General features: G+C 45.5%; 16 protein-coding genes. 9 read left to right on the forward strand and 7 right to left on the reverse strand.

Features of this window, described 5'->3' with window-relative positions; all coding sequences use genetic code 11:
• Positions 1–161 precede the first annotated feature (161 nt).
• From prmA to fis, 3 genes are all read left to right on the forward strand, one after another.
• On the forward strand, positions 162–1,049 hold the full coding sequence (prmA, locus tag L1D37_RS14400) for a 50S ribosomal protein L11 methyltransferase (RefSeq protein WP_009844690.1): 888 nt from the start codon (positions 162–164) through the stop codon (positions 1,047–1,049).
• Positions 1,050–1,188: 139 nt separating this feature from the next.
• Positions 1,189–2,157, forward strand: a complete 969-nt coding sequence (gene dusB / locus L1D37_RS14405; protein WP_164913329.1) for a tRNA dihydrouridine synthase DusB — start codon at positions 1,189–1,191, stop codon at positions 2,155–2,157.
• 23 nt (positions 2,158–2,180) lie between these two features.
• Positions 2,181–2,477, forward strand: a complete 297-nt coding sequence (gene fis / locus L1D37_RS14410; RefSeq protein WP_004729744.1) for a DNA-binding transcriptional regulator Fis — start codon at positions 2,181–2,183, stop codon at positions 2,475–2,477.
• A gap of 121 nt (positions 2,478–2,598) precedes the next feature.
• Here the strand turns inward: fis and zntR are convergent, their stop codons facing one another.
• On the reverse strand, positions 2,599–3,030 hold the full coding sequence (zntR, locus tag L1D37_RS14415) for a Zn(2+)-responsive transcriptional regulator (protein WP_239848308.1): 432 nt from the start codon (positions 3,028–3,030) through the stop codon (positions 2,599–2,601).
• Positions 3,031–3,354: 324 nt separating this feature from the next.
• Between zntR and purH the strand changes: the two genes are divergently transcribed.
• Both purH and purD read left to right on the forward strand, forming a co-directional pair.
• The gene (purH, locus tag L1D37_RS14420) at positions 3,355–4,947 is read left to right on the forward strand and encodes a bifunctional phosphoribosylaminoimidazolecarboxamide formyltransferase/IMP cyclohydrolase (RefSeq protein WP_239848309.1); all 1,593 of its coding nucleotides are present in this window, start codon (positions 3,355–3,357) and stop codon (positions 4,945–4,947) included.
• Positions 4,948–5,179: 232 nt separating this feature from the next.
• Positions 5,180–6,469, forward strand: coding sequence for a phosphoribosylamine--glycine ligase (purD, locus tag L1D37_RS14425; protein ID WP_123326539.1), 1,290 nt, complete (start codon positions 5,180–5,182; stop codon positions 6,467–6,469).
• A gap of 178 nt (positions 6,470–6,647) precedes the next feature.
• Here the strand turns inward: purD and L1D37_RS14430 are convergent, their stop codons facing one another.
• Together L1D37_RS14430 and hupA are read right to left on the reverse strand one after the other, a co-directional pair.
• Complete coding sequence (locus tag L1D37_RS14430; protein ID WP_017633395.1) at positions 6,648–7,346, reverse strand: DUF1481 domain-containing protein; 699 nt, start codon at positions 7,344–7,346, stop codon at positions 6,648–6,650.
• A gap of 47 nt (positions 7,347–7,393) precedes the next feature.
• Entirely contained in the window at positions 7,394–7,666 is a 273-nt protein-coding gene (gene hupA, locus L1D37_RS14435; protein WP_004729753.1) for a nucleoid-associated protein HU-alpha, read from the reverse strand.
• Between the two features lie 270 nt (positions 7,667–7,936).
• On the opposite strand from hupA, the gene L1D37_RS14440 reads away from it, so the two are divergent.
• Positions 7,937–9,088, forward strand: coding sequence for a hemolysin family protein (locus L1D37_RS14440; RefSeq protein ID WP_239848310.1), 1,152 nt, complete (start codon positions 7,937–7,939; stop codon positions 9,086–9,088).
• A gap of 79 nt (positions 9,089–9,167) precedes the next feature.
• Here the strand turns inward: L1D37_RS14440 and L1D37_RS14445 are convergent, their stop codons facing one another.
• Complete coding sequence (locus tag L1D37_RS14445) at positions 9,168–9,755, reverse strand: DUF416 family protein (protein ID WP_017633397.1); 588 nt, start codon at positions 9,753–9,755, stop codon at positions 9,168–9,170.
• Between the two features lie 71 nt (positions 9,756–9,826).
• Between L1D37_RS14445 and L1D37_RS14450 the strand changes: the two genes are divergently transcribed.
• Together L1D37_RS14450 and L1D37_RS14455 are read left to right on the forward strand one after the other, a co-directional pair.
• Positions 9,827–10,753, forward strand: coding sequence for a D-2-hydroxyacid dehydrogenase (locus L1D37_RS14450; RefSeq protein ID WP_239848311.1), 927 nt, complete (start codon positions 9,827–9,829; stop codon positions 10,751–10,753).
• Entirely contained in the window at positions 10,753–11,346 is a 594-nt protein-coding gene (locus L1D37_RS14455; RefSeq protein WP_239848312.1) for a uracil-DNA glycosylase family protein, read from the forward strand. The genes L1D37_RS14450 and L1D37_RS14455 overlap by 1 nt, the downstream gene beginning before the upstream one ends.
• A gap of 104 nt (positions 11,347–11,450) precedes the next feature.
• Here the strand turns inward: L1D37_RS14455 and hemE are convergent, their stop codons facing one another.
• The gene (gene hemE, locus L1D37_RS14460) at positions 11,451–12,518 is read right to left on the reverse strand and encodes a uroporphyrinogen decarboxylase (RefSeq protein ID WP_017060530.1); all 1,068 of its coding nucleotides are present in this window, start codon (positions 12,516–12,518) and stop codon (positions 11,451–11,453) included.
• A 300-nt stretch (positions 12,519–12,818) separates the two neighbouring features.
• A complete protein-coding gene (nudC, locus tag L1D37_RS14465) occupies positions 12,819–13,628 on the reverse strand; it encodes an NAD(+) diphosphatase (protein WP_239848313.1) in 810 nt (269 codons plus the stop codon).
• 164 nt (positions 13,629–13,792) lie between these two features.
• Between nudC and L1D37_RS14470 the strand changes: the two genes are divergently transcribed.
• Positions 13,793–14,290: an Rsd/AlgQ family anti-sigma factor gene (locus L1D37_RS14470; RefSeq protein WP_017096512.1), complete on the forward strand. Its 498-nt coding sequence runs from the start codon at positions 13,793–13,795 to the stop codon at positions 14,288–14,290.
• A gap of 280 nt (positions 14,291–14,570) precedes the next feature.
• Here L1D37_RS14470 and rpoC read toward each other — a convergent pair whose 3' ends face one another.
• Positions 14,571–18,773, reverse strand: a complete 4,203-nt coding sequence (rpoC, locus tag L1D37_RS14475) for a DNA-directed RNA polymerase subunit beta' (protein WP_017631518.1) — start codon at positions 18,771–18,773, stop codon at positions 14,571–14,573.
• Positions 18,774–18,837: the final 64 nt, after the last annotated feature.

Below are 18,837 nucleotides of genomic sequence, written 5' to 3' on the forward strand. Positions count from 1 at the left end.
TTAAGAACATTTTAAATGCTCACTTCGGTGAGCATTTTTGTTTTTATAGCCCCGAAAAACTCAATCTTTAATCCCCATTTTATTCCGTGGGGTTTTGGTGAATTTGCTCATATTTTCTGCTAGACTCGCCATCCAATTTTTCTCATATAGAAGATGCAGCCATGCCTTGGATTCAAATCAAGCTTAATGCTACCAATGAAAATGCCGAACAAATCGGCGACATGTTAATGGAAGAGACTGGTGCTCTTTCTGTAACTTTCCTGGATGCACAAGATACCCCTGTATTTGAGCCTCTGCCGGGTGAAACTCGCCTTTGGGGTGATACTGACATTCTCGCGCTTTACGACGCTGAGACTGATACTGGTGTCGTTCTAGCGCAGATTAAAGCAAGCAACATGTTCCCTGCAGACTTTGCTCATAAAGTAGAGCAAATTGAAGACAAGGATTGGGAACGTGAATGGATGGACAACTTCCACCCAATGAAGTTTGGTGAGCGTTTATGGATCTGCCCTAGCTGGCGCGATATCCCTGAACCTGACGCTGTAAACGTAATGCTGGATCCAGGTCTTGCATTCGGTACAGGTACTCACCCAACAACGGCATTGTGTCTTGAGTGGCTTGAAGGCCTAGACCTTACAGGCAAAACCGTGATCGACTTCGGTTGTGGTTCAGGCATCCTAGCGATCGCAGCGATCAAACTTGGCGCAGCAAAAGTTATCGGGATCGACATTGATCCTCAAGCTCTGCTTGCATCAAAAGACAACGCACAACGCAATGGCGTTGCTGAGCAACTAGAGGTGTTCTTGCCACAAGATCAACCTGAAGGTTTGCTGGCTGACGTTGTTGTTGCCAACATTCTTGCGGGTCCATTACGCGACCTTTCAGGCATCATTAAAGGCCTAGTTAAGCCAAATGGTGTGCTGGCGATGTCGGGTGTTTTAGATACACAAGCGGAAGATGTTGCGACTTATTATCGTGATGAGCTTCACATTGATCCGATCATCGAGCAACAAGAGTGGTGTCGTATCTCTGGTCGCAAGCAAGGCTAGACAAGACTTTGGGCGCTAATTGATTGAATTTTATGCAAATTACAAAAACAATTTGTAAATGCTCAAATATTAGTCTTTTCACGCAGCGAAAAAATGCGTAAAATGCGCGCCCTTGCTGGTACAGAACTGTGATGACGTTTTGAAAATCGGAAATTATCAACTTAAGAACAATCTAATCGTCGCTCCAATGGCTGGCGTAACGGATAGACCATTCCGTGAGTTGTGTCTTCGCTATGGTGCGGGGATGGCAGTCAGTGAAATGATGTCCTCCAATCCTAAGGTTTGGAAAACGTCGAAGTCTCAGCAGCGTATGGTACATGAAGGCGAATCGGGCATTCGTTCAGTACAAATCGCTGGTGCAGATCCACAGCTTATGGCCGAGGCTGCTCAATTCAATGTCGATAACGGTGCGCAAATCATCGATATCAATATGGGTTGTCCAGCCAAAAAAGTGAATAAGAAGCTTGCGGGCTCTGCCCTACTTCAGCATCCAGAACTCATAGAAGAGATCTTGAAGGCTGTTGTAAACGCAGTCGACGTTCCAGTAACGTTAAAGACTCGTACAGGCTGGGATACAGATAACAGAAACTGTGTCCAAATCGCTAAAATAGCCGAAGACTGCGGCATACAGGCACTTGCCCTTCACGGGAGAACTCGCGCTTGTATGTACAAAGGTGAGGCAGAATACAAACACATTAAAGCGGCGAAACAAGCTGTATCTATTCCGGTTATTGCTAACGGTGATATCGATAGCCCGGAAAAAGCTAAGTTTGTGCTGGAGTACACCGGCGCTGACGCTTTGATGATTGGTCGTCCTGCCCAAGGTCGTCCGTGGATTTTTAACGAAATCCTACACTATTTGGAAAACGGCACCACGATGGACCCGCTCCCAATCTTGGAAGTGAAGGACATCATGCTTGGTCATGTTAACGCTCTGCATGAATTCTATGGAGAGTTTTTAGGCCCTCGCATCGCTCGTAAGCATGTGGGTTGGTATCTAAAAGAGCATGAACAAGCGAGTGAGTTTCGCCGTACCTTCAACGCACTCGAAGCAGGTGATCTGCAGCTTGAGGCGCTAGAAGGTTATTTTGATAACGTTGCACCATAATTACGAGAAGAGCTAGACCGAATATGTTCGAACAAAATCTGACTTCAGAAGCATTGACAGTGACTACAGTAACATCACAAGACCAAATCACGCAGAAACCACTACGTGATTCAGTGAAAGCATCATTGAAAAACTACCTTGCTCAATTAAACGGTCAAGAAGTCAGCGAGTTATACGAACTAGTATTAGCTGAAGTTGAACAGCCACTACTAGACACCATCATGCAGTACACTCGCGGTAACCAAACTCGCGCAGCAACTATGATGGGTATCAACCGCGGTACTCTTCGCAAGAAACTTAAAAAATACGGCATGAACTAATCGTTCTTTCGTAATTAATTGAATTGAAAGCCAAGCTCATTAATTGAGTTTGGCTTTTTTTTGGCTTGTCGGTTAAGTACCAGAGAGAATCTAGTACCTGAACTGGCTATGAAAGGCGCTGTTAGCTACAGCAACGCCCCTTATCAAGGTTTGCTGAGTCCAAGGCAGCCAGAATAGAACAATGGCTCGCATCATCGTCTATGTGTCCACAACACGCATCATTAATCTTCTTAAGTGCAGTACGAATCTTGGTGAGTTCGGTAATCTTCTCATCAATCACCTCCAGCTTGGCTGTGGTAATCGACTTCACTTCGGCACAACTGTGCTGTGTCGCTTCCAAGCGAATCTCAAGCAATTCTTTAATCTCATCCAAACTCAGCCCCAACTCTTTGGATTTAAGAATAAAGGTCACCTGTTTCTGGTTATTTTCATCATAGAGACGATAACCCGACTCACTGCGACTGGCTGGCGCAATCAGATTATTCTTCTCATAAAATCGCAAGGTATCGGCCGTCACACCGCATCGTTTCGCTAATTCACCGATCTGGAACATGTTTTTTCCTACTCTTTCGTCCATTCCACAATTAACCTTATCGTTACTTTTCAGGCTGAAATGGCACTTTTCATAATTAATTTTGAGATGCCAAACGATTGCGCGAGCTTTTTTGTAATAAATTAGTTAGAATCTGCGCCATCAAATTTGGAGTTGGTTATCTTATAGCGAGATCATAAGACAAACCCAAAGGTCTTTACCAAAACTGGCCAATATTTTATCTCTTACTGGTATCTAAGATAATCCACGCTAAGAAGATAGAAACAAGTTCTTTTTTGGCAAATATCTTTATTTTAACCCCATGAATTTGAGGAAGATGGAAGCATGAATAACGCTCGTCCAATTCGCCGCGCTCTAATCAGCGTATCAGACAAAACTGGTATCGTTGAATTTGCACAAGCTCTTGCTAACCGTGGTGTAGATATCCTATCTACCGGTGGCACTGCTCGCCTGCTTGCTGAAAAAGGCATCTCTGTTACAGAAGTATCTGACTACACTGGTTTCCCTGAAATGATGGACGGCCGTGTTAAGACTCTGCACCCAAAAGTTCATGGTGGTGTTCTAGGCCGTCGTGGTCAAGACGATGACGTGATGGAAACTCACGGTATCAACCCTATCGATATGGTTGTTGTAAACCTATACCCATTCGCAGAAACCGTTGCTAAAGAAGGTTGTACCCTTGCTGACGCTGTTGAGAACATCGACATCGGCGGTCCTACAATGGTTCGCTCTGCAGCGAAGAACCACAAAGACGTGACTATCGTTGTGAACGCTCACGACTATGAGCGCGTTGTTGCTGAAATGGACGCGAACGAGAAATCTCTAACGCTAGAGACTCGCTTCGACCTAGCTATCGCAGCATTCGAGCACACAGCTTCTTACGACGGCATGATCGCAAACTACTTCGGCACTATGGTTCCATCTTACGGTGAGAACAAAGAAGGTGACGAAGAAAGCAAATTCCCTCGCACGTTCAACCAACAGTTCGAGAAGAAACAAGACATGCGCTACGGTGAGAACAGCCACCAAGCAGCGGCATTCTACGTTGAAGCAAACCCAGAAGAAGCGTCAGTATCTACTGCTCGCCAAATTCAAGGTAAAGCGCTTTCTTACAACAACATCGCTGACACTGATGCAGCACTTGAGTGTGTGAAAGAGTTCGACCAGCCAGCATGTGTAATCGTTAAGCACGCTAACCCATGTGGTGTAGCACTAGGTGAAAACATCCTAGAAGCTTACGACCGTGCATTCAAAACAGACCCAACGTCTGCATTTGGCGGCATCATCGCATTCAACCGTGAACTAGACGCTGCAACAGCAACAGCTATCACTGAGCGTCAATTCGTTGAAGTTATCATTGCACCTTCTGTTTCTGCTGAGGCAGTAGAAATCGTAGCGGCTAAGAAAAACCTTCGTCTACTTGAGTGTGGCGAGTGGACAACTAAGACAACTGGTTTTGACGTTAAACGCGTTAACGGTGGCTTGCTAGTTCAAGACCGCGACCAAGGCATGGTATCTGAAGATGACCTTAAAGTAGTTTCTAAGCGCCAACCTACAGCTGAAGAGCTAAAAGACGCGCTATTCTGCTGGAAAGTGGCGAAGTACGTTAAATCTAACGCTATCGTTTACTCGAAAGGCGACATGACTATTGGTGTGGGCGCAGGCCAAATGAGCCGCGTTTACTCTGCGAAAATCGCAGGTATCAAAGCTGCAGACGAAGGTCTACAGGTTGAAGGTTGTGTAATGGCATCAGATGCATTCTTCCCATTCCGTGACGGTATCGACGCGGCAGCAGAAGCTGGCATCAAGTGTGTTATCCAACCGGGTGGCTCTATGCGTGATGACGAAGTTATCGCAGCAGCAGATGAGCACGGCATGGCGATGATCTTTACGGGCATGCGTCACTTCCGCCACTAATCAGAACAGGCTCTAGGTTTTCCTAGAGCCTTTTTTATTGGTTTAAGAATTCATTACTCATGTTGGTTCAACTATCAACATGACTTAAAAGCTTAATATTTTCGATATCGTCATTCCGTATAGTGAGGCACGAGCGTAATACGGAATCTCTCTATTCAACGAACTAAGAAGATTCCCGATAGTTTCGTTCCTCAACTTCGAGAATGACGATTTTTGATGTAAGGATTAAAACATGAATGTACTTATTATTGGTGCCGGCGGTCGTGAGCACGCTTTAGGTTGGAAAGCAGCACAAAACCCAAACGTTGAAACAGTATTCATTGCTCCAGGTAACGCAGGTACTGCACTTGAGCCGAAACTTGAGAACGTAAACATCGGCGTTGAAGACATCGCAGGTTTAGTCGCGTTTGCTCAAGAGAAAAAAATCGAACTGACTATCGTTGGCCCTGAAGCGCCATTGGTTATTGGTGTGGTTGACGCATTCCGCGAAGTCGGTCTGCCTATCTTTGGCCCTACTCAAGCAGCAGCGCAGCTTGAAGGTTCAAAAGCGTTCACGAAAGACTTCCTAGCTCGTCATGACATCCCAACAGGTTACTACGCAAACTTCACTGAGATTGACCCAGCTATCGCTTACGTACGTGAGCAAGGCGCACCAATCGTAGTAAAAGCAGACGGTCTTGCCGCTGGCAAAGGCGTTATCGTTGCGATGACACTTGAAGAAGCTGAAGACGCAATCAAAGACATGCTTGCTGGCAACGCATTTGGCGAAGCAGGCAGCCGCGTGGTTATCGAAGAGTTCCTTGAAGGCGAAGAAGCAAGCTTCATCGTAATGGTTGACGGTTCTAGCGTTCTTCCTATGGCCACCAGCCAAGATCACAAACGTGTTGGCGACAAAGACACTGGTCCGAATACTGGCGGCATGGGTGCTTACTCTCCAGCTCCAGTTGTGACTCCAGAAATCCACAACCGTATCCTTGAGGAAGTTATCTACCCAACGGTACGTGGTATGGATGCTGAAGGCGCACCTTACACTGGTTTCCTTTACGCTGGCCTAATGATCGATGCTGATGGCACACCTAAGGTTATCGAATACAACTGCCGCTTCGGCGACCCTGAAACGCAACCTATCATGATGCGTATGGAGTCAGACCTTGTTGAGCTTTGCCTAATGGCTATCGACGAGAAGCTGGACGAAGCTGAGTCTAAGTGGGATCCACGCGCTTCGATCGGTGTTGTTCTTGCTGCTGGCGGTTACCCTGCTGACTACGCAAAAGGTGACGTTATTTCACTACCAACAAGCGAAGTTGAAGGCCAAAAGGTTTTCCACGCAGGTACGACAAATAACGAAGCTGGCGACGTTGTGACAAACGGTGGTCGTGTACTTTGTGCAACAGCACTAGGCAACACGGTTTCTGAGGCTCAGGAACGCGCTTACGCGTTAACGAAGCAAGTTAGCTGGAATGGTATGTTCCACCGCAATGACATTGGTTACCGTGCGATTGCACGCGAGCAAGAGCAGTAATCAATACTGTCACTCGCTTAATCCGAATACGATAAGTGAATGACCACAAAAGACTGTTCGCAACAAAATGAAAAAAGGCGCCTCTAAGGCGCCTTTTTATTGCTTAATCTGCATCTGTACAGACAAATCGGCACTTGGCCTACCATAGGCCAAATACACTTAATTATTTGATTACCCACTACTCTTTCAGTAATGAAGGCCTTGTCACACAGTCATGGCTGTCATCAGCTAACATCAGTAACTCTTCAACCGACATTTTACCGAGTGAATCGCTGCCTAGAAACGCGGCATAGCTTTCCACAGACGCCAATCGGTCAATCACGAAGCTTGGTAAGGTCTGGTTAAACTCAAAGCTATCAAATTCGCCGCCAGAGCATGTTTCGAAAGAACTGCCATTCCAGTAACCCTGAATCAGTCGAAAACCTTCGTCATACTGCTTCATTGTGGTCTCTAGAACCGACTTAGCTTCTTTCTGGTAGTTCTCAAGCTGTTTAGCTTGGATAGGTAAGATCTTGTTGTTAAGACGATACTGTTGATACACAGCTTCGCCTGACTTATTGAAACGCACATGGACGCGATAAGGGACTAGCTCATTCGATGAATTACGCTGTTCACCTTCACGAATGAATTCACGCAGTACACCTTCCGACCAAGCATAGTCAGTTTGGTACCAGCCGTAATCGCCCACAGTGACGTAGTCAGCTGAAGTATGAGGTTGTGTTAGCTTATTGGTGACCCAGTAGAAACTTGTCGCGTCGCCCATGACTTGGCCGCCGGTATGAGTTTCAAATTGCTCTAGGTTTTTGCGAGGGCTTGTTGAAGAACAGCCAATGAGAAATGTAGATAACAGTGAAACGAGAAGAAATGCTTTTTTCATAAAAACCTGTACCGAGGTGGAATACGACTACCTCGGTACAGTTTAGATTATTTCACTGAATCTTTCAGCGCTTTACCTGCAACAAATGCTGGAACATTTGCAGCAGCGATTTGGATCTCGTCACCAGTTTTTGGGTTACGACCAGTGCGAGCTGCACGGTGGTTTACTTTAAAAGTACCAAAACCAATTAGCTGAACTTGATCGCCATCTTTAAGAGCATCTGTAACACCGCCAAGAGTTGCTTCTAGAGCAGCTTTAGCTTGTGCTTTAGAAAGGTCCGCTTTTTCAGCAATAAAGTCGATTAATTGAGTCTTGTTCATTTTAGGTTTCCCTTCTTTGTATTTTTGAATTCAATTCACTCTAAAACATAAATGCCCCATCTGGCAAAGGTTTGTCGTCGATCTTTAGCTCTAATGCCGTAGTTTTAGCCATAATATGAGTAATAACTCACAATTTGTTACTGATTTTATTGAGCAAGCCCTTGTTTAAAAGGGGCTCAGCGCAAAATTAATGATGACCTAGCCACTACTTTTTCTCTATAATCCACGCTGAATCGCTGATAAAGCGTACAATTTAATTTAAGGGCAAACATGCTGCTGCTAACTATTTACGTCTCCATTGCTATTGGAGTTTCTTTCATTTGTTCTGTTTTGGAAGCTGTACTTTTGAGTATTAGTCCGAGCTACATTGCTCAACTAAAACAAAATGGGCACCCTGCAGCAGAGTCATTAGACAAACTGAAAACAGATATTGACCGTCCACTGGCATCAATTTTAACGCTCAACACCATCGCGCACACTATCGGTGCAGCGACAGCGGGTGCACAAGCAGCGGTTGTATTTGGTAGCCAATGGTTGGGTGTATTCTCAGCTGTGCTAACTCTGGGTATTTTGGTCTTGTCTGAGATTGTTCCAAAAACGATTGGTGCAACCTACTGGCGTCAACTTGCTCCAGCATCATCAACCGTACTTCGTTGGATGGTGTTCTTCCTAACTCCGTTTGTTTGGTTCTCAGAGCAAATTACCAAGCGTCTGGCTCGCGGCCACCAAGCACCAAAAATGCGTGATGAGTTGTCTGCAATGGCAATTTTGGCTAAAGAGAGCGGTGAGTTTGCAGAAGGCGAATCAAAAATCCTGAGCAACCTACTTGGCATTCAAGACGTACCTGTGACTCAAGTAATGACACCACGCCCAGTTGTATTCCGTGTTGATGCGGAAATGAGTGTGAATACTTTCCTTGAGCAGCACAAAGATACGCCATTCTCTCGCCCACTGGTCTACAGCGAGCAGAGCGATAACATCATAGGCTTCGTCCACCGCTTGGAGCTGTTTAGATTGCAGCAAGCCGGTTGTGGTGAAAAAGCGCTAGGTGAAGTGATGCGTCCTATTCACGTATTACTGAACAACATGGGCTTAGCGAAAGCTTTTGACCAAATGATGGCAAACCGCCTGCAACTGTCTTTGGTTGTTGATGAGTACGGCACAATTCAGGGCATCATCACCCTAGAAGACATCTTTGAGCATCTTGTAGGCGAAGAGATCGTCGACGAAGCGGATAAGACCACTGATATGCAAGAACTGGCGTTTCAACGCTGGGAGAAGTGGAAAGAAACACACGGTGTTATCGAAAACCGCGATGAAGAGGACGAGCCAGAGGAAGAAACTCAAGCAGACAACGAAGCCTCTGATTCAAAAACTACGGATGAAGAGCAAGCGCCAAAAGAAGAGAAAAAAGACGCTTAATCTCGATTTGATATCGTCAGATACATAAAGGCTCCCAAGGGAGCCTTTATTTTTATTCGTACTTTGATGCGATAACGAATTATAACGCGACACCAATGTTACTGACTGGGTCTTCACGCAGTTCGTGACGTAGGTCTTTGATAAGCTCTAGGTCGCGCTCAGTCGTTTCACGTAGAGGTCGGAAAATGGCCCACTGAACATCCCACTCTTCACACACCGCTTCGTTTTCTTTCTGGTTTTCGTTTGTCACTTCATCTGCACCTTGAGCAAACTCAAGCTCAGCAACCGTCTTCACCGATTGTTGACTCACTTTAATCACAGCCTCAAACATGTGCTCACGGTCAAGCAGACCATGGATCAGCGTTGCTAAGCCTTGGCACGCGTCCATTGCAGGGTAAACACCATAGAAGTCAAAATCATCTGCGCTAGGAAATAGTTCTTCTACTTTCTCTAGTTGACGTTCAAAGTTCACCTTTGCCGTTTTAACCGTTAGGATTTCCCAAATGCTATCCAAAACATCACGATAGATTCGAGCTTCCGCAAATTCTGTATTCTCACAAAACATGGCATAGTTAGGGTACATACGCTCACATAGACACGCCATAAAGGTAATTTGTTGCCAAGGTTCTAACTTTTCAAGACGAACCTGCAGTGGATTCTGAAGCATAGTCACTCAATAATTGCAGAAAAAGACAGCGAAAGTGTACTTGATAAACCCTGGGGGGAAAAGGTAAGCCGATGAACAATTTTACGAATAAGCTCTATATTCTTACTGAGCATGACGATACCTATACGCAACTGATTCTAAACCAGGATTTACCCGACTTAGAAATCACTCAAAACCCCGAGTTAGCTGAAATTGTACTAGCCTCGCCTCCCCTGATAGCCGAGCGTCTTAACGAGTTTAAAACGCTTGATTGGGTACAAAGCACCTACGCTGGCATCAATAAGCTCACTCAACCAGAGCTTCGTCAGGATTACGCGCTGACTAACGTCAAGGGTATCTTCGGCCCTGCTATCGCGGAGTACGTTTTAGGTTACGCCATCAGCCACTCTAGACACTTTCCTCATTACCACCAGCAACAACAGCAACGAAACTGGCAGCCTCAGCTTTATTCTAGCCTAACTGACAAAACCATGGTGATTTTAGGCACGGGGTCTATTGGTAGTCATTTAGCAAAAACCGCTGAAGCGTTTGGCATTCATACCATTGGCGTCAACCGCACGGGTATCCCATCAAAGCAAGAGACCTTCAAAGATACATTCCACATCAATGAGTTAGAAGCCGCCCTCAAACAAGCAGACATTGTGGTCAATACCCTGCCATCGACGCCTGAAACCCATCAACTGCTTAATCAAACCACTCTCAGTTATTGTTCTAATGTGCTGCTGTTTAATGTCGGCAGAGGGGAAAGCTTAGACAACAAAGCCTTGTTGTTGGCAATTAAAAACCGATGGGTAGAACACGCATTTTTAGATGTATTTGAAAGCGAGCCCCTTTCGCAAGATCACCCGTTCTGGAAACTCCCGCAAGTGACGATTACGCCACACATCGCTGCACTCAGTGAGCCAAGACAAGTGGTCGAGATCTTTGTAGAGAATTACCAACAATGGCGAGATGGTTTTACACTGAACCATGTCATTGATTTTGATAAAGGCTACTGATGTCCTCTTCGCTACTTAAAGAGATACGACAATGCACAGCATGTGAGCCTCACCTCTCGCATGGTGCCAATCCTGTCATTCAAGCACATCCAAACGCGCGCTTGCTGATCATAGGCCAAGCGCCAGGTATCAAGGTGCATGAATCCTCCATCCCTTGGAACGATGCCAGTGGTGAAAGATTAAGAGAATGGCTAGGGGTAGACAGCGATACCTTTTATGACGAGCAAAAAGTCGCGATTGTACCGATGGGGTTTTGTTACCCGGGGAAAGGAAAAAGTGGCGACCTCCCTCCAAGACCAGAATGTGCAGAGTTGTGGCATCAGAAAGTACTGCAATCACTACCCAATATCCAAATGACACTATTGATTGGTCAGTATGCGCAAAACTATTATTTGAAGGAAAGGGCAACCAAAACACTGACTGAGACAGTCAAGAACTGGCAGGCTTGGGCACCGGAGTTTTTACCACTTCCCCACCCTTCACCACGCAATAATATCTGGCTCAAGAAGAACCCTTGGTTTGAGAATGACGTCATTCCTTATATCAGACAGCACATCTCAGAGCATTTGGCCTACCATGATCCAAATGCTTAATTAACTGTACGCGACGAAATTCAACAAGTATAAAATGCCAAGCTTCAGGCAATAAAAAAGCGCTGCGGGATGCCCAGCAGCGCTTTCAATCATCTTACTCAGAATTACTTGTGGTAAGGCTTAGACAGTTCGTGAACAGCGTCAACGAACACACCAGCGTTTTCTGGCGGAACATCTAAGTGAATACCGTGACCTAGGTTAAATACATGACCTGTACCACCGTCGCCAAAGCCTTCAAGAATGCTACCTACTTCTTCACGAATACGTTCTGGTTGAGCGTAAAGCATAGAAGGGTCCATGTTACCTTGCAGTGCAACTTTGTCGCCAATGCGAGCTTTCGCGTCTGCGATATTGATTGTCCAGTCTAGGCCTACAGCATCACAGCCAGTTGCTGCGATAGACTCAAGCCACATGCCGCCGTTCTTAGTGAACAGAGTAACTGGAACACGACGACCTTCGTTTTCACGGATTAGGCCATCAACGATCTTGTGCATGTACTGCAGTGAGAACAGGTTGTAATCACGAGGAGTAAGTACACCACCCCATGTATCAAATACCATTACCGATTGAGCACCCGCTTTAATTTGCGCGTTTAAGTATTCAATCACACTGTCAGCCAGCTTATCTAGAAGCAGGTGCAGTGTTTGTGGTTCTGCGTACATCATCTTCTTGATCTTAGTGAACGCTTTAGAGCTTCCACCTTCAACCATGTATGTCGCGAGTGTCCATGGGCTGCCAGAGAAACCAATCAGTGGTACTTCGCCTTTCAGGTCTTTACGGATCTGACGCACAGCGTTCATTACGTATTGAAGCTCACCTTCTGGATCAGGTAGGCCAATCTTTTCTACGTCAGCTTTACATGTGATAGGACGCTCGAACTTAGGACCTTCACCTGTTTCAAAGTACAAACCTAAGCCCATAGCATCAGGGATCGTTAGGATGTCTGAGAACAAGATTGCCGCATCAAGCGGGAAACGACGTAAAGGTTGAAGGGTTACTTCTGATGCAAGTTCCGCGTTTTTGCACAAAGACATGAAGTCGCCTGCTTCTGCACGCGTTGCTTTGTACTCTGGAAGATAGCGGCCAGCTTGGCGCATCATCCATACCGGTGTGTAATCAACAGGCTGTTTTAAAAGTGCGCGTAAATAGCGATCGTTTTTTAATTCGGTCATTCCGTTAAATTCCAATTCAATCTTGTCTAGTTTTGATGGCAAGTATTCTAACACTGATTGAGGGGTAAAAGCTGTGTGCTTTGCAACCTAGATCAAGTTATTAACTTTTAAATCAATGCTTAATTTGCACCCAATTAAGGGAGCATGTTAAAAATTTGTTCGCTAGCGAAAATTACAATTATAACACCTGAGTAGTCACTACTCAGCATCTCATAACGACATCTTACTTACCCCCTCCACTTGTGGAGGGTTTTTTTTTAGCTTTTGACCACCCATAGGCCAAATACTATTGCAGGCCATTTAGTGCTCGAGCACCTGCTCTATCACTTCGCCTTTCATCACGTCATCGACTGTTTTCTCAATCAATTGTCTCGCAATAGTACCTACCGGAGCCACGTCAGGTAGAGCCGTCACGTCAAACCACTGGGCATCAGATAGCTCACTGTAATCAGGCTTGAGAGTACCACCAGCATAATCAGCCAGAAAGGCCATCATCATGCTCGATGGGAAAGCCCATGGCTGACTGCCAAAGTAACGAATATTACCCACATCAATGCCAGTTTCTTCTTTAACTTCACGCGCCACACACTGCTCTAAGGTCTCTCCTACTTCTAGAAAGCCCGCTATCACGGTATACATGCCCGTTTTATGTCTTGGGTGTTGTGCCAGCAATATCTTGTTGTCGTTTCGTACAGCGACAATGATACACGGGAAGATGCGTGGATAATGAAGAGTTCGGCAGTCACCGCACTGCATCGCCACTTGATTGTGATTCAGGTGATTACGACCGCCGCATTGCGGGCAAAAACGCATACTTTGGGTCATGTGCCCATACTGGATAGCCTTACTTGCCATGAGAAAGTTCGATTCAGGCCAGTGCAGTAACTCGCGTAGGTTAACCATGCTCAGTTCACTCTCGACATCACAATCGTTAAGCCAATACACCTTACGACCTTGATATTGACCAATACAAATTGCATGTTCAACACTCAGCCCTAGCTCGTCCGCAGAGCCGTAAGGAAACTGATCATTATTAACCCAAATATCACTACCTGAAACGACGCACCAATAAGCTTGCTCTGTCATTTTCTTATCACTTTTTTTTAACATCCCTATGCCTCATTGCTTGCAGTTCGTTCATTTTACTGGCAATCTAATTTCATACTAGAGTTGTAGCAGAGAATAATTCAAGCTATTACTTTTAGTAGCTATCAATAAACGGACCCTGCTTAGGCAATTACTTGATCACAAGGTTGTGATCAGATCATGAGGACATGGTCATGCTAAATAAATTCAAACAAATACAAGAACAATGGGGTGGCTCTAATGAGGTCATCGATCATTGGCTCGAAACTCGACAGTCTCTAATCGTTGAGTATTGTAAGCTAGGTGCCTTGCAGCCAGCTAGCAACGGGCAATCAAACGTTGTTGAACTCCCTTCTCCTAAAGAAATAAGCTCATTCTGCGATCATGTTGTCGATTATATCTCAGAGGGTCATTTTAAGATCTACGATATGGTCATGAAAAAATGGCAAGCAACAGGCTTTAAAACCAATGACGAGATTGATACAACTTACGCGAAGATCGTACTTACAACCGAGCCACTTCTAGAGTTCAATGATAAGTACGTCAAAGTAAATGCAGACGATGAGTTGCCTAACTTCGAAGGAGATATGTCAAAAGTAGGTGAACTACTCGAAGTACGTTTTGAAGTAGAAGATAATCTTATCCAGCTTATTGCAGACAGTTTAGCGATCCCACCAGGCGCTTAGTTAGCTGAACCCTTAATAAGCTTGCCTCTGTGCAAGCTTTTTGTTTTGCCTATAACTCCCCTAACCACTCAACTCTATTAAAGCCTAAGTACCACCAGCAAACTGCTAATCCGTACCCTCGACTCACCCACGATTATCCTCTTTCCATCAATGCTCGTGATTCACCGGCTAGCGTCAGTAAAAACACGCCTAAACTCACATACCAATAACCCAAACGCTAGATACAAAAAAGGCACCCGTAGGTGCCTTTTTGTTATCTCTTAGAGACTACTCGTAGAGCTTACTCTTCTGAAGAGAAACCAGCATTTAGAAGTGCTGCTAGATTGTCAGTAGCTTGTTCAGCTGAAGGACCTTCTTGCTCTTCTTCACGCTTAGCTTGACGCTCTTGGTGGTATGCGAAACCAGTACCAGCTGGGATCAGACGACCAACAATTACGTTCTCTTTCAGACCGCGAAGGTCATCACGCTTACCAGAAACCGCAGCTTCTGTTAGTACGCGAGTCGTTTCTTGGAACGATGCAGCTGAGATGAATGACTCAGTTGCAAGAGATGCTTTAGTAATACCTAGTAGATCACGTTCGAAACGTACTAGTTCTTTACCTTCAGCTTCTAGCTTACGGTTAGCAATCTTAACATTGTGGTACTCAACTTGTTCGCCAGGTAGGAACTGAGAGTCACCAGAATGAGTGATTGTACACTTACGTAGCATTTGACGAACGATAGTCTCAATGTGCTTATCGTTAATCTTAACGCCTTGTAAGCGGTAAACTTCTTGAACTTCGTTCGCGATGTACTGAGTTACTGCGTGGATACCACGTAGACGCAGGATATCGTGTGGAGTTTCAGGACCGTCGGCGATTACATCACCACGTTCAATCTTCTCACCTTCGAACACGTTCAATTGACGATGCTTAGGAATCATCTCTTCGTAAGCGTCACCGCCTTCACGAGTGATTACTAGACGACGCTTACCTTTCGTTTCTTTACCGAAAGACACAGTACCTGTGTGCTCAGCAAGGATCGCAGGCTCTTTAGGCTTACGAGCTTCGAATAGGTCAGCTACGCGTGGAAGACCACCGGTGATATCTTTGTTTCCGCTCGATTTTTGAGGGATACGAGATAGTGTGTCACCAATGCCAACTTCAGCGCCATCTTCAATGTTTACAATCGCTTTACCAGGTAGGAAGTAGTGAGCTGGCATTTCAGTACCAGGGATCATTACATCGTTACCTTGCTCGTCAACAAGTTTGATAGCTGGACGCATATCTTTACCTGCTGCTGGACGAGCTGCTGCATCTGTAACTTCAGAAGAAGAAAGACCAGTTAGATCATCCGTTTGACGAGAAACAGTTACGCCATCGATCATATCAACGAACTGGATGCGACCTGCCACTTCAGTGATGATTGGCATAGTGTGCGCTTCCCAGTTAGCTACAACTTCACCAGCTTCCACTGCGTCGTTGTCCGCTTTGCTCAGTACAGAACCGTAAGGAAGTTTGTGCTTCTCTTTAGTACGACCGAACTCATCAATAATCGTCATCTCAGATGCACGAGAAGTGATAACTAGCTTCTTGTCTTTGTTGATTACGAACTTAGCGTTGTGAAGTTTCACAGTACCAGTTGTCTTAGCTTGGATGCTGTTCTCTGCTGCTGCAGTAGATGCCGCACCACCGATGTGGAACGTACGCATCGTTAGCTGTGTACCCGGTTCACCGATAGATTGTGCAGCGATAACACCAACTGCTTCACCTTGGTTCACTAGGTGACCACGTGCTAGGTCACGACCGTAACACTGTGCACAACAACCGAAGTCTGCATCACAGGTAACAACAGAGCGCACTTTCATGCTATCTACTGAGTTGTCTTCCATGATTTGACACCACTTCTCATCAATCAGAGTATTACGTGGAATCAGTACATCTTCAGTACCAGGCTTAAGAACGTCTTCAGCTACTACACGACCTAGAGCAAGCTCAGAAAGTGCAACTTTAACGTCACCACCTTCGATGTGAGGCATCATGTCGATACCTTCATGCGTGCCACAGTCATGTTCGTGTACTACAACGTCTTGAGCAACGTCTACTAGACGACGAGTTAGGTAACCCGAGTTTGCTGTTTTCAGTGCTGTATCCGCAAGACCCTTACGAGCACCGTGCGTTGAGATAAAGTACTGAAGGACGTTTAGACCTTCTTTAAAGTTCGCAGTGATCGGCGTTTCGATGATTGAACCATCTGGACGCGCCATCAGACCACGCATACCCGCTAGCTGACGAATCTGAGCTGCAGAACCACGTGCGCCCGAGTCGGCCATCATGTAGATGCTGTTGAACGATTCTTGCTGTTCTTCTTCACCGTCACGGTTGATAACTGTTTCAGAAGATAGGTTATCCATCATTGCTTTCGCAACGCGGTCATTCGTAGATGCCCAGATATCGATAACTTTGTTGTAACGCTCACCCGCAGTAACAAGACCAGATTGGAATTGCTCTTGGATTTCACGAACTTCTTCTTCAGCAGATTCAATTTCATCGTATTTCGCTTGAGGTACAACCATATCGTCGATACCTACAGAAACACCAGAAAGTGCCGCGTATGCAAAACCTGCGTACATGATTTGGTCAGCGAATACTACTGTGTCCTTAAGACCAAGCTTACGGTACGCTTCGTTAAGAAGGGTAGAAATTTGCTTCTTACCTAACTTTTGGTTAACGATGCTGTATGGTAGGCCCGCTGGAACGATTTGCCATAGCATTGCACGGCCGACAGTTGTATCAACCATCTTCGTTTCAGTAGTGCTGTTACCATCTTCGTCTACTACGGTCTCAGTGATACGAACTTTAACGCGAGCGTGTAGCTCAGCAGTCTTAGTACGGTATGCCTTCTCAGCCTCTTCAGGGCCAGCAAGGTACATACCTTCGCCTTTCACGTTGATCTTTTCACGAGTCATGTAGTAAAGACCCAATACAACGTCCTGAGAAGGTACGATGATCGGATCACCTGACGCTGGCGACAGAATGTTATTCGTCGACATCATCAGTGTACGAGCTTCAAGCTGTGCTTCTAGAGTTAGAGGCACGTGTACCGCCATTTGGTCACCATCGAAGTCGGCGTTGTATGCCGCACACACTAGTGGGTGAAGCTGAATCGCTTTACCTTCGATTAGTACTGGTTCAAACGCTTGGATACCTAGACGGTGAAGTGTAGGTGCACGGTTAAGCAGTACTGGGTGTTCACGGATAACTTCGTCTAGGATATCCCAAACGATAGCTTCTTCGCGCTCTACCATCTTCTTAGCAGCTTTGATTGTCGTAGCCATGCCACGAGTTTCTAGCTTGCTGTAGATGAACGGCTTAAATAGCTCAAGTGCCATCTTCTTAGGAAGACCACACTGATGTAGACGAAGGTATGGACCTACTGTGATTACAGAACGGCCAGAGTAGTCTACACGTTTACCTAGAAGGTTTTGACGGAAACGACCTTGTTTACCCTTGATCATATCAGCAAGAGATTTCAGAGGACGCTTGTTCGAACCTGTAATCGCACGACCGCGACGACCGTTATCTAGAAGTGCATCAACAGACTCTTGCAGCATACGCTTTTCGTTACGTACGATGATGTCCGGAGCAGCTAGCTCTAGAAGACGCTTCAAACGGTTGTTACGGTTAATAACACGACGGTAAAGGTCGTTCAGATCAGAAGTCGCAAAACGACCGCCATCTAGTGGTACTAGAGGACGTAGATCTGGCGGTAGCACTGGAAGTACAGTCAGGATCATCCATTGTGGGTCGTTGCCCGATTGGATGAACGCTTCAACTAGCTTCAAACGCTTAGTAACTTTTTTACGCTTAGTTTCAGAGTTAGTTGTTTCCAACTCTTCGCGCATTTCTTCCACTTCTTGATGAAGGTCCATTGTTGCAAGCAGATCTTTGATCGCTTCAGCACCCATCTTAGCAGTGAATTCGTCACCCCACTCTTCTAGACGATCCAGATACTCTTCTTCAGTAAGCATCTGAGATTTTTCTAGATCAGTCATACCTGGTTCAGTTACTACGTACATTTCGAAGTAAAGAACACGTTCGATATCACGTAGAGGGATATCCATTAGTAGACCGATACGAGACGGCAGTGATTTTAGGAACCAGATGTGAGCAACTGGAGAAGCTAGCTCGATGTGGCCCATACGGTCACGACGAACTTTAGTCTGTGTAACTTCAACGCCACACTTCTCACAGATAACACCACGGTGCTTCAGGCGCTTGTATTTACCACAAAGACATTCGTAGTCTTTAACTGGACCAAAAATACGCGCACAGAACAGACCATCACGTTCAGGTTTGAACGTACGATAGTTAATTGTTTCCGGTTTCTTAACTTCACCAAAAGACCATGAACGGATCATGTCTGGTGAAGATAGACCGATTTTGATTGCATCAAATTCTTCGGTCTTATGCTGTGCTTTTAGAAAGTTTAATAAGTCTTTCACATTCAGCTCCTGTAAGGAGTTAAAGGAGCTCGCTACTGCAGCGGGCTCCCTTTTACCAAATAAT

The sequence above is a fragment of the Vibrio sp. Isolate33 genome (assembly GCF_022397895.1).
GTDB classification, from domain to species: Bacteria; Pseudomonadota; Gammaproteobacteria; order Enterobacterales; family Vibrionaceae; genus Vibrio; species Vibrio pomeroyi.